The 12,900-nt window shown below is 41.4% G+C and carries 11 protein-coding genes; 1 reads left to right on the top strand and 10 read right to left on the bottom strand.

Annotation, left to right across the window (positions count from 1 at the left end; translation table 11 throughout):
• Nucleotides 1-146: 146 nt before the first annotated feature.
• The 3 genes from HP439_RS13620 to HP439_RS13610 form a co-directional block, all read right to left on the bottom strand.
• On the bottom strand, nt 147-1,352 hold the full coding sequence (locus HP439_RS13620) for an MFS transporter (protein ID WP_172390893.1): 1,206 nt from the start codon (nt 1,350-1,352) through the stop codon (nt 147-149).
• Nucleotides 1,353-1,381: 29 nt separating this feature from the next.
• Complete coding sequence (locus HP439_RS13615; protein WP_172390892.1) at nt 1,382-2,029, bottom strand: FadR/GntR family transcriptional regulator; 648 nt, start codon at nt 2,027-2,029, stop codon at nt 1,382-1,384.
• A gap of 75 nt (nt 2,030-2,104) precedes the next feature.
• Nucleotides 2,105-2,593: an Lrp/AsnC family transcriptional regulator gene (locus HP439_RS13610; RefSeq protein WP_172390891.1), complete on the bottom strand. Its 489-nt coding sequence runs from the start codon at nt 2,591-2,593 to the stop codon at nt 2,105-2,107.
• 124 nt (nt 2,594-2,717) lie between these two features.
• Here HP439_RS13610 and HP439_RS13605 point away from each other — a divergent pair, with 124 nt between their 5' ends.
• Complete coding sequence (locus HP439_RS13605) at nt 2,718-4,112, top strand: MFS transporter (RefSeq protein ID WP_172390890.1); 1,395 nt, start codon at nt 2,718-2,720, stop codon at nt 4,110-4,112.
• A gap of 793 nt (nt 4,113-4,905) precedes the next feature.
• Here HP439_RS13605 and HP439_RS13600 read toward each other — a convergent pair.
• From HP439_RS13600 to HP439_RS13570, 7 genes are all read right to left on the bottom strand, one after another.
• Nucleotides 4,906-6,165: a chloride channel protein gene (locus tag HP439_RS13600; RefSeq protein ID WP_172390889.1), complete on the bottom strand. Its 1,260-nt coding sequence runs from the start codon at nt 6,163-6,165 to the stop codon at nt 4,906-4,908.
• A 121-nt stretch (nt 6,166-6,286) separates the two neighbouring features.
• Nucleotides 6,287-6,874, bottom strand: coding sequence for a uracil-DNA glycosylase family protein (locus tag HP439_RS13595; protein WP_172390888.1), 588 nt, complete (start codon nt 6,872-6,874; stop codon nt 6,287-6,289).
• Nucleotides 6,875-7,117: 243 nt separating this feature from the next.
• On the bottom strand, nt 7,118-8,968 hold the full coding sequence (locus HP439_RS13590; protein ID WP_216657848.1) for a glycoside hydrolase family 2 protein: 1,851 nt from the start codon (nt 8,966-8,968) through the stop codon (nt 7,118-7,120).
• An 18-nt stretch (nt 8,969-8,986) separates the two neighbouring features.
• Nucleotides 8,987-10,471, bottom strand: coding sequence for a sulfatase (locus HP439_RS13585; protein WP_172390887.1), 1,485 nt, complete (start codon nt 10,469-10,471; stop codon nt 8,987-8,989).
• Nucleotides 10,468-11,454: a family 43 glycosylhydrolase gene (locus HP439_RS13580; protein ID WP_216657847.1), complete on the bottom strand. Its 987-nt coding sequence runs from the start codon at nt 11,452-11,454 to the stop codon at nt 10,468-10,470. The genes HP439_RS13585 and HP439_RS13580 overlap by 4 nt, the downstream gene beginning before the upstream one ends.
• 31 nt (nt 11,455-11,485) lie before the next feature.
• Nucleotides 11,486-12,160, bottom strand: a complete 675-nt coding sequence (locus HP439_RS13575) for a DUF3823 domain-containing protein (RefSeq protein WP_172390886.1) — start codon at nt 12,158-12,160, stop codon at nt 11,486-11,488.
• 4 nt (nt 12,161-12,164) lie between these two features.
• The coding region (locus tag HP439_RS13570; RefSeq protein ID WP_172390885.1) for a RagB/SusD family nutrient uptake outer membrane protein at nt 12,165-12,900 on the bottom strand (736 nt) is incomplete at its 5' end.

Here is a 12,900-nt window from a genome sequence, read left to right as displayed (position 1 = left end):
TCTCTTTCGCCTTTCAAAACCGTTCCTCCCTTGCGGAGTGGTGCAAAGGTAGCAAAACTAAAACCCTAATTCCAAATCATTCTCAAAACTATTTCTACCATAACCCCCAAAAGACTGAATATCTGAACGATATTTTTTGCCCGTTCCTACCGACTATGCTTTATATTCGGCAAAAAACCTGTAACGACTCCAATCAAAGGAAGAAATGCACAAACATGAAAAACATATTCTATACTTGTTTGATCGGCTAACCAACCCAAAACCGCGGAACCAATTCCACCCATACCGAACGCGAAGCCAAAAAACAAACCAGCAATCGTACCCACACGACCAGGTACCAAATCCGTTGCATATACCAATATCGCCGAAAATGCAGAGGATATTATCAGACCAATAATTACAGCCAGCACAACGGTTGCTGTTAAACCAACATGAGGAAGCATCAACGTAAACGGCGCAGCTCCCAAAATTGAAACCCAAATAATCAATTTACGTCCATAACGATCACCCAAAGGCCCACCGAGAATCGTGCCGGCGGCAACTGCTGCAAGAAAAGCAAATAAATAATACTGAGACTGCTGTACATCGACTCCAAATTTTTCAATCATATAAAAAGTAAAATAACTTGTCATAGACGCCATGTAAAAATATTTTGAAAAGATAAGTACCAAAAGGATAACTATTGAAATAGTCACCTTTGATTTACTCAGTACCGCTCCGCTACTAACTACCTGCCGTTTCGGCTTTCTTAAATGAACGTTCCGACCATACCACCTACCCACAAGCGATAGAAGAGCGATCCCTAAAACGGCAAATAAACAAAACCAACGAATATAACTTTGCCCGAATGGAATAATAATCAACGCGGCGAGAAGAGGGCCTATCGCACTGCCCGCATTTCCTCCTACTTGGAATATAGATTGCGCCAACCCCTTTTGACCCCCCGAAGCCATCTGCGCTACACGTGAGGCTTCTGGGTGAAAAACGGAAGACCCTACCCCCACTAACGCGACAGCCAATAAAATCATCAAAAAACTCGGGGCTAATGACAAACAAAACAATCCCAATAAGGTAAAGGTCATCCCTAGTGCAAGTGACATCGGGCTAGCTTTCTTATCAGTATAATGCCCAACAAATGGCTGTAAAATCGAGGCGGAAAGTTGAAAAACCAACGTAATAATTCCCACCTGCGTAAAACTTAAATTAAAACTATCCTTCAACATTGGGTAAATTGACGGAATTACAGCTTGCATTAGATCGTTCAGCATATGACCGAAACTTATCGCAAACAAAATGCTATAGACTGTATTTTTAACAACCGGGTTTTCGGCCGTTGATATAGATGCTTTCATATCTTAATAAAAAAGAGAAACCTTATGAGTTAAACGTGTTCAATAATCTTATTTAATGTGGCTCTGGCCCGATCAACATCCTTCTCTCTAATCGAAAGGTAAAGATCCTCGTGTGACTCATGCGTTTGAACAAACACTGAAGTATCAACGTATATTTGAGAAAAAGCGGCCTGCATATGTTTACATGATTCGCTATAAAGTTCTGCTAAAATACTATTACCGCACGCGTTTGCGATTTGTTGATGGAAATCGATGTCGGCAGCGATACATAAGGAAAGCTCGCCAGCATCTGCTTTTGCCTTTCTATCTACCAAACAAGCAGCAATATTTTCTAGGTCAATAGTCGTACGATTTAGGGCAGCTTTCTCAACAATCCTACCTTCTAATAAATAACGTACTTCAAGCAGTTCCTCAAGGGCTGCGCTACGGAATGCACGATTTAGCCCCTCGTTTCCTTCGACGTTCATTACAAAAGTACCCTTACCTTGGAGCACTTTAAGGTAACCACTATTTGCTAAAATACGAATTGCTTCACGCACGCTGGAACGACCAACACCAAAAATACGCATGAGTTCTGGCTCTGTTGGAAGTCTTGCATCTAAAGGATAAACGCCATCTCTAATTTTTTGCCGAATCTGGACGGCTATATCTTCGGCGAGAGTTGTTTTTTTTATCATAAAAATTCGTCTGATGATATGATGAATTGCAAATATAAAACAATACTCTAGAAGCAGGTAATTTTTAGTAAAAAATTAAATGAATTGATGCGATTCTTTTATTGTGTTCATTACGAAAATACTTTTCGTCTGCCCAATCCCTCCGATCTCGGATAATCGGTTTACGAAAAAATCATGGAAATCGTCCATACTCGAAGACACGATCTTTAAGACGAAATCAAAATCACCACTAATATTATGAAACTCAATTACCTCTGGCAGCGCTTCAACCCTTTGAATAAACTGTGTTGCCATCTTCTTATTATGAGCACTTAATGCAACCATAACCAGCACCATCAATCCTTTATTAACTAACCTGCGATCTACCACCGCTACGTATTCTTTAATTACGCCATGCGCTTCCATTCGTTTGATGCGCTCATGGGTGGGCGTAGAACTCAGATTAATCCGCGTTGCAATTTCCCGTACACTCAATTTAGCATCCTGTTGGACGAGACGTAGAATCTGACGGTCTTTCTCATCAAGGGCATAGTTTAAGGTTTCGACTTGTTCTTTAATACTCATATTATTCAATCTTACAATAGGACAAATATTCAAAAATAAATCAAAATTAGAACATTTGTCCTAAAAACAAATATTATTACAACACATATGATTATAAAAACTATTTTTGCCGGAAAATTTGGAAATGACTACATCACAAAACAGGATTTTAATTTTAGCGTCGGTGGGAACGTTTGTTGAGGCTTTAGATATCGCAATTATTAACCTTACGATCCCATCCATCCAAGAGCAATTTGGCGTCGACAATGATACGGTACAATGGTTACAGACATTATATGTGCTATTCTTTGGGGGCTTTTTGATCATTGGAGGTAAACTAACGGATCGAATCGGTCGTCGCAAAATGTTTCTTTGGGGATCGTTATTATTTTTATTCGCCTCCCTAGGAGCGGGATTAGCGAGTGAGTTCATAGTCTTAGCCGTGTTTAGAGCATTACAGGGGTTTGGTGCTGCGTTATTGATGCCAGCTTCACTCGCACTAGTGACACATACATTTCAAGAACCTAAAGCGCGTAGCCGCGCAATAGGTATTTTCAGCTCCTTCGCTGCAATTGGTTCCGGAGCGGGGCTTTCAGTTGGCGGACTAATCAGCACTTATTGGAGTTGGCATTGGGTATTCCTAATTAATGTACCAATATTAGGACTCACCTTATTAGCGGCATTAAAATACCTCCCAAAAGATATCCGACTCACGTCCAGAAACTCAAGCGATATCCTTTCAGGGGTTGTACTTGTATTAGCACTTCTAATGCTGACTTTCGGCTTACATGATTTAATTCATTTTGAAGAACGTCCCTACTTAATAATCGGATGTTTCATCGTATCTCTACTATTGATAACTATTTTTATTCGAAGACTACATACACATGCAGAGCCGCTAATCCGACCGCAGCTTTTTAATAATCTTTCGCTGATCATTTCCAACATAGCCTTTTTTATACTAGGTTCGCTGTTTATCGGTTTCCTCTTTTTAGTTTCGTTATTACTCCAAAAAGACTTAGGATACAGCGCTGCTTCCTCTGGGCTCATGCTTGTACCATTTAGTATCCTCTCAGCATTAATCGCCAAATTTGCTATTCCTTTTGTTACTGATCGACTTACCTCACCACAAGTAGGAATTCTTGGAATGAGCTTTATGTTTACCGGCGCTACAGCATTGCTCACCTCCATCTATATGACTCCAGCTCTGCCATTCGTTTTGCTTGGAGCAGGGTGTATATCCGGAATTGGAATGACTTTGTGTTTCACTAGTCTGTCTGTGTTAGGCGTTAAAGATGTCCCGAAAGAAAACTATGGAATTGCCTCCAGCCTTACTAGCACAACTTATTTTTTGGGAGCAGGTATCGGGTTGTCTATCATGACACTAGTCGACAAACTAATACCCTCGGATTTAGCCGCAAGTCCAATTAGCCTAATTGTCCTGTGTAGCTACGCGTTAATTGGAATCGGACTTTTAGTGTATTTACATCTCAGCGATAAAAAGAAGGAGAAAAGCGCATCCGTTATACTTCACGCTTAAAAATGTTCCTATTGATCTCAATATTTGTAACTACAATAGAATAAGGATTTTCGTTATAACATCACCCGTAAACTATTTATTTTCAAATTCTCACGTACAAATAAATAATTAATTTTAGATATTTTCTTGCCATTTACTGGTGGTAGATCTCCGATTGCTGGCACAAACATGCCCAACCTTTCCTAAATGACGGTTCTTAATTTCAACCCAGCGAGCGGTTATCTAACCTCGAAGAAATTTAGAAATTAAAAATGTGGCAATTAGCTCTCTTACGACTACACTTATTCAAGAACATGTAAACTATCGTACACACTTTGTCTATTATTATAGACATCTCCAGTATCCTTCGAGAACCTGACCAGGGAAACTGTTTAGAAAAATTTAACAATACAACGCCAGCCAAGAAAACTCTACCTATTGAGATCGCTTACACAAATTAGATAAAAAATGTGGGAATCACTCGTTTGCAATAATTTGCATTAATAAATTCATAAAACGCACTTAGACGCATATGTGTTCTTTTGACACAATAAAGCGTTCAAAATGATATTGTGAACGGTTATTTCCTTCCAGCTTTTGACGGAAAAGGTACATTTCGACCACCGCCGGACTGATAAAAAAAGAAGCCCCAAGTCGGGCGACTTGGGGGCTTCAAAACCAATTATTAACCTAAATTATGAGTTAAGTAGTAACCAAACACTGTGCCAAACACCGTTACTATAAAATAATTTTTATTTTTTTTATTTATTAAAGAAAACTCTTTTTAATTGTACAACAGCTTGTAAACACACGACTAGGCTTCTTTATAGGAATATACATTGTAAGGGCATAGTATTTTGGAACATAAAAATGCAATCAACGATCCGACAGCCAGCGGAAAAATCAATGTATATCCGTTAGGTGCAACGTTACATATTAAAAAGATAGCTGTACACGGTCCGTGTATTGCTCCTGAAAGCGTTGCTGCCGCTCCAATCAACGCAAAATTTATAACAAGAAATTCCGTCCCAAAATAGGTATTACATAAGTAAGCGAACAAAATGCCTAAAAACGCACCAGCGACAATACTCGGCGCAAACACGCCTCCATCGCCGCCCGCACCTAAAGTCAAAGAGGCTGCTAACGGCTTTAAAAATATTAAAAGAGCTAGCGTGACTGGTACAGCGGGCACGATCCCTGAGGCCGTATAGGAACTCAACATGTTTGCAAGACCGTGATAACTATCTCCATATAAACTCGGAAAAAACAAAATAAGTACGCCTACCGATATTGCTCCAAGGTTAACCCTAATAAAATTACTTTCGATATGAGAAAACCACGACTTACAGTGTATGACAATTTGCGTAAAATAGGTCGCGAGCAGCCCCCCAAGCACACCGAGAATTAGCATATAGGGAACGGCGCCCCAACGCCACTTTTGAGCGGGCATACTGATCAGAAACGAGTGATCAAAATAATGTACAAAAACAAGTGACAGAAGTGCAGCAACCGTGCAACTAAAAAGTACAGTCTTTTGCATCCGTTTGGCAATAACTTCCATAGCAAATAGCCAACCACCGATCGCACTTCCAAATAGAACGGTTACACCTGCAACCACACCTGCACAAATTAGCTCCTTTTTAAATGCAAGCGGTGATATTCCGCGTTTGTAGGCCTGATTTCCGACAGTAGCAGTCGCAACAACAGTCGACACCTCGATACCAGTTGAACCTCCAAAAATTACAGTTAAAAATCCATTGATATAATGTGAAGGTATTTTAAAAAACGGCAAATGATCCTTTCGTGTCTCAAGCGTCGTATAGATCTCTTTAATACCTTTATTCTTACGATTATGAAACGCATATTTTCGTAAAAAATAAATCGCTGTAATACCAACGGATGGGAATATAACAAAGAACAGTGTACTCCTATTATTTACTTCGTTAAATAAAAAGTGTTGTGCATACTCGGTGATATGTTTAAGAGAGAAAGCTAGTAAGCAGCATAGGGTTGCTACTAGTAAAGAAGCTACCGCGAGTTTTAGGTAGCTATAAAAAAGAACTTTTCGACGCATGATTAATTCAGTTTGCACCGCAAAGGTAAAACAAATGACATCATAAGTGGAATGTTTGAATATAAATATCTGAAGACGACGTGAAAAGCAGATATTTCCCCCGAGACCCCAGTTGGGCAACTCACTTGGACAGTATGTCTCGCACTAGCGATTGTAAGTTGGGAACCACCTCCTGTACAAACCAAGGATTCTTAGCTTTCCATATAAAATTTCGTGGAGACGGGTGCGGTAATGGAAAATATTTAGGCAAAAACTTTTCGTAACTACGTACAGTTTCGGTAAGATTTTTCCCGTGTGCTGACTTTAAATAATAAGCTTGCGCATATTTGCCAATAAATAAAGTAAGCTCAATTTGAGATAAAAATGAAAGAACTTCGGTATGCCACTGTGGGGCACACTCTGGTCGTGGGGGAAGATCCCCTTTGCTTGCTTTACCTGGATAACAAAATCCCATCGGTAAGATCCCAAAATTATCAGTATCGTAAAATTCTTCTTCCGAAACACCAAGCCATCTTCGTAGTTCCTTCCCACTTTGGTCATGCCAAGGAACTCCAGATTTATGCACCCGTAATCCTGGAGCTTGCCCGATTATTAATATTTTCGATTTTTCGCTAACCGAAAATACTGGGTTGACAGCGTACGGCAACTTAGACTCACAAATTCTACAGTTCCGAATTTGGTTAATAAGATTATCTAATTTCTGCTTCATCTAATCAGCTTTCCTTCTAAAAGAATAACAAAGTTAATCAATTCGATAGCGATCTAAAAACCTACACCTTTTAAACCTTTTCAACCGCTTTTTAACACGGAAAAACTATAAATTTATACCCAGATAAGATAAGTATATCTTACAACGGAAAATTAGGCCCTACGATTAAAGAGAAACAGGTCAAAAAAAGAGGTTTTTTAGACGGCTCAGCTCGTCTAAAAAACCTCCTTCAAGTTGATAAACTTAGTTGACCTTTACGTCGTACAATTTTTGGTGAATATTTTTCAACGTGGCCTCAGGAATCTTGATAACCTTCCGATCGTATGTCATCAACCCGTTAGTCTCTACTTCGACGTCCGTCGTTTGGGTATATACACCGGCCGAAAGACCACGAGATATCAGCGCAGTTAAATTTGAAATGACTTCCTCGTATCGTTTTTGCAATTCCTCAGCATTTTTAAAAGACTGGTATCCCCAATTATCTTTCTGTTGCCATGTATGTCCATCTACAGGAAGCCCTAACCCACCGAACTCTCCCAATGCTAACACATATTTATCTCCAAATAATCTGGCATCAGGCATCGCTGCATCCGGATAGTTATGAATATCTAGAATATCTCCGACAAAAGCAAAGTTACCACCACTCGCGCTATTTACCAGACGCGAAGGATCATATTTCATCGTCCACTCAGTGATTTCCTTTGTTTTGAATTGTCCCCACGCTTCGTTAAAAGGAACCCAAACAACAATACTAGGAAAATTATGTAATGCATCCATTATCGCTTTCCATTCTTTACGATAATAGGCTTCAGATTCTGCAGAACGTTCTTTATCATGTATTCCATTTGAAACCTTACCTGGTTGCATGTCCCAATTATTACCGCCGAGGTCTCCAGAAGGCATATCGGCCCAAACTAAAATACCTAAACTATCGCAGTGCCTATACCACGTCGCTGGCTCAACTTTAATATGTTTACGAATCATATTAAAACCCATCTCTTTAGTTTTAATTAGATCAAACTTTAAAGCTTCGTCTGAAGGTGCGGTGTGTAACCCGTCCGGCCACCACCCTTGATCAAGAGGGCCGTATTGAAACAAAAACTCATCGTTCAGAGCCATTCTCATTATCCCTTTACTATCGGCTTTGCGCTCAATTTTTCGCATCGCGAAATAACTATCAATCTTATCAACAACCTTTCCTTTGCGTAGCACTTTAACCGCTAAATCATAAAGCTTCGGATTTGAAGGACTCCACAACTCCGCATTAGGCACTGTAAGTTTTGCCGACTGCGATGCATCAACGGTAGTCTCCGAAATTTTCTTCCCTTGGTCGTAGGCTTCGATAACTAGCTGATCACCTGATTGTGTAGATTCCACAATCGCTGAAACTTCAAGTACTCCTGCATCGACATTTGGTGTCTGCTTTGTAGATACAATATAGGTCTGCGGCACATTTTCCAACCACACCGTCTGCCAAATACCACTCACAGGAGTATACCAAATGCCGTGGGGATCATTTATTTGTTTACCGCGAGGTTGAGGACCATCGCTTGTTGGATCCCACACACGAATAGCTACGTCCTGCTTTTTTCCTTTTTTTAGTGCGTCTGTAATTTCGAACGAAAATGGATCAAACCCTCCCTCGTGCCGTCCTATATGTTTACCGTTTACATATACATCACACTGCCAGTCGACCGCACCGAAATGTAATAAGACGTGATCTCCCTTTTTCTGTTTTTTGGTTAAGGTTACTTCGCTGTTATACCATAATGCCTGATCTTTATTCAAACGTTTCCCCACTCCTGAAAGAGCCGACTCGACAGCGAACGGAACTAGTATATCGCCATCCCAAGTAGTTGGCGCTTGATTCTGGCTTTTATCGGTAATTTTATACTTCCACAAACCATTAAGGTTCTGCCAGTTATCTTGTCTCTTTAATTGGGGGCGGGGATATTCCTGGTGAACGTTGTTCGGATCTAATTGCTCTCCCCAACTTGTCAAAATTTTATCACCCGCGGGCTTCCACTGCTGCGCGAAGGTGACCGAGACAGAAGCGGCAATTAAACACGCCGCTGCCATTGTTTTCATCATCATACTCTACTTATTTTATATTTATTTAATTTTGTGTTTGCTTACTGCTCTAAATTCTTTGGGTTGAGCCTCCTTATCGAGCAACCTTTTTAATTTTAAAAAGGCGGGATGTCGTGGTGTCCAAATATTTTCTATTTCCACAAGCCCGCTTTTATAGTCAAAAAGCTCATATTCAGGCGGCTCCGACTGATCAATTTTCTGCCAAGAGACGAGTCTATACTGGTGCGTACGGATTGCCCTTCCAAGCCGCCCTGCTCGCGGGAAACAATGATAAACGTAACTTCGCGGTTCTGACGCCTCTCCTTTGAGAAAAGAAGCGTAACTTATTCCGTCGATAGGCTGACTCACAGACAACTTTGGTAATCCGCAAAGCTCCATTAACGTCGGATAGATATCCACAGTCTCAATTAACGCGTTCGTTTTCTTTCCCGTCAGCCCTGGTATCCGTACCATGAGGGGAATTCTGTTGGCCAACTCATGATTCACATGTTTTGTCCACATCCCCATTTCCCCTAAAAGGTAACCATGATCTCCCCAAATTACAACAATTGTCTGGTTATCCAACCCGGTTTCTTTAAGTTGATTCAGCAACTTCGCAATCTGCGCATCGACATAACTTACGCCAGCATAATACCCATGAATTAATTTCCTGGTCAACGAATCCGGAAAAGGATCCGCATCGATAGACGTTGGTATTGGCGAATATTGAGCAATTTCGCCATCTCTCTTTAGTGCAAAAGGGACGGAACCGATCGGATTAGACTGTTGATCAGGCATCGGAATCGAATCGACATCATAAAGGTCCCAATATTTCTTGGGTACGGTAAACGGTAAATGTGGCCGAGCGAAGCCTACAGCAAGAAAAAAAGGTTCGCCGGTATCCGAAAGCTCTGCGAGGCGAGTCACGGCTTCGTTCGCGACCCTCCCGTCAGCATACGCTTCATCAGCGACATCCAGACATTCCCACGCAGGCCCCTTCGGCAGCGCAGACGCTTCCTCCCAGCTTTTATTAGCAAATAAGGCCTCCTCTCGGGTTAGCTGCCTGTTATTTGGATCTGCATATTCCACAACATGATCATAAAAGTGGGGAACAGACCAGGATGGCCCGTCGTTATACGTTCCGTGACCTACATGAAATATTTTACCTATCGCCGCTGAATAATATCCGTGATTTTTAAAATTCTCAGGCATAGTAACCGCATCTGGGTAGTAGTCACGAAAAGCACGTCCGAAATCATAAAGTCCTGTGGAGGTCGAACGAGCACCGAGAAGTAGGTTGTATCGTGAAGCGATACACACTGCTTGATTGGTATATGCATGGGTGAAAACCTGAGATTCCTTTGCTAAACGATCCAATGTAGGTGTTTCCGCGAAATCATCGTCATAGGCACCTATGGTAGGCCGCAAGTCATCCACAGCGATAAAAAGAACATTATATTTCTGTTGACCCACGGCATGACAAATTATCAAAAAGAAAGAAATCAAACTAATTATTCTTTTAATCATAAATCGGGTAAATAAAATTCAAAGGGTTCGTTACGTACCGCTTTGAGTGTATCTCCTACTATTTTCAATGCAGCGACCTGAATACTTGAACGTCTCAGCGCATACGGAATAACCCCATTTTTATCTTCGGGGGCCTTACTATGCGTGTCACGTCCAGGATGGGTGAAATAAAAAACAAAAGCTTGATCTTCCAAAACTATTACATCTCCATGCGCACCTTGAGGACTATCGTCTTCCCGGGTACCCACTTCCGCTAGTATTTTTCCTTGTTTGGTCCATACTTCTAAATCTTTCGACCTATAAACTCGCATGCCAGACCATTCATCCGTGAGCATCCAATAGTAGTCCCCAAAAGTAAAAACTTTCGGTCCCTCTTGGCCTTGACCCTTAATTACTGCTCCTTTTGTCTGACTCCAAGTTTTCAAATCACGACTCTGAGCCAGGCTAATATTTCCGTCTGTGTTTTGACTGTCCTTATACCACATGTACCACGTATCTTTATTAAAAAAAACGGTGGGATCTATCACTTGTTTTGATCCCAGATCAAGCGGCCCGTGGAATACCCAATCCCAAAGGTTATCGCTGGTATAGTGCATTAATACCGGCTGCCCACCCCAGTCACTTCGCACCCCGCGGGTATAAGACACGTACATATGGAATGTCCCTTGTGCATAAAATACTTCTGGTGCCCAGAAAGTATTCATGCCATTCTCAAAATCGAGATCAAGCACCCCTCGATACACCCATGTTTTGCCGTGATCATCACTACTAGCAAGTCCTATTGAATTACCGTAACAATAAGACACGCCGGGTGTCTCAGAATTCGCACGCCGTTGCGTATAGAACATCCACCACGCTTTTTCATGTTTATTGTAGATTACGACTGGATCTGCCGCCCCGTCAGTGACTGGGTCGCGGAACAACGGTGCTGGTGCGGTTTGCGCCAACCCCGCCCCCGTATGGAGGCAGGAGGCTGCAATCACTAACACTATATATTTACAAACAAAATTCAAGTTATTTAATCTTTTCAGTTTTTATGTCGTATACGGCTTCCGTTATTCCACTTGCCTTTACTGCGACCCGTGCGAATAGCGCTTTAGAAGATGTCAATTGATCGGCTATATCTAAAGAAATAGTCACAGTACCTGCGCTTTCATCTGTGCTACTATGTTTTGCCGTAAAGTTTCCCAAGTCGACAAATTGAGTATCATTGACTAGAAGGCTTATTTCTTCTGGAGTACGATTTTGATCATGTTGAACAAGTTCAAAAGTCGCTGTCAAAATATTTCCCTGAACATTATATTGAATGTCGGAGATTGTAAAATAGGGTTCCACAGGAAACTCGACATTAGTATCACCGTTGACTTGAATTTCCAAGGTATCGGTCGCATGTTTCCAGGGGCCATTTCCAGGTACGGTAATTAACTTATAGGTACCATCAAAAAGAGCCGCTGTAAAGGAGCCGTCCTGCGTAACGTACACATCAATTGGCGTTCGTAAAGCATATCCGTCCTGCCAAAGTTGTAATCGTACGGAATTATTTGTGCCACGAACACCAACGGGGTTGTCAGCATAGGTAACCTTACCGATAAGCGTAGAAGAAGGTGAATCATAGTTATCTTTTCCACAGGCTACCAATAGTATGCTGCATATAATTACTAAAAATGAATTTAAAATCGATTTTTTCATAGCTCTATTGATAAGGGTTTCTAACCAATTTCGGATTATTGTTTATCCATTCTTGCTTAATAAAATTATAGTAATTCTGGAAACGGAAATAGCGGGGATACATTGTGTGACTGGCTTTCCGTTTTTCAAACACCCATTTGTTGTGATTTGCAGATCCTGGCGCATATACACGGTATGGAAAGAGCGCATAATGAGTTGATGTAGGCGTGTCTTGACCAGTCCATATTTGATGAGCTACACGCCAGCGTTTAAGATCCCAGTACCGATGATCCTCAAAAGCGAATTCCACCCGACGTTCCTGCATGATATCTTCTAGCGTCACGCTGGTCAAGGGTTGAATACCCGCACGTTCACGAATTTGATTGATGTAACCGGCAACTTCTGTTTGGGATTTTCCTAGTTCCAACCCAGCCTCAGCCGCAATCATTAAAAATTCAGCGAAACGGAAACGTACGAACCACATGTCGCTCCCGCGCCCACGAGTCGATGCATCACGGTTTTCTTCGACAAACTTCCGTACATTAAAACCGGTTTTGTTTATATATTGGTCATTGGAAGTCGTCGGTCCATCTTCGCTCGTTATAAGCCCCATCTGTGGATCTTCTTCACCAGGAGTGCCTGTTTTTACACGCCATTGTCCTCCCTGTTGATAACGAACACCCGCCTGATACGTAATCGTCGTACCGAGAAAATCCGCACCCGAATATATAACAGTCCCGTATAGTCGTGGATCCTTGTTT

Origin of the sequence: Sphingobacterium shayense (assembly GCF_013179575.1) — a bacterium.
In the GTDB taxonomy this organism is placed as follows: Bacteria; Bacteroidota; Bacteroidia; order Sphingobacteriales; family Sphingobacteriaceae; genus Sphingobacterium; species Sphingobacterium shayense.
This window is presented reverse-complemented; position numbering and strand designations above follow the sequence as displayed.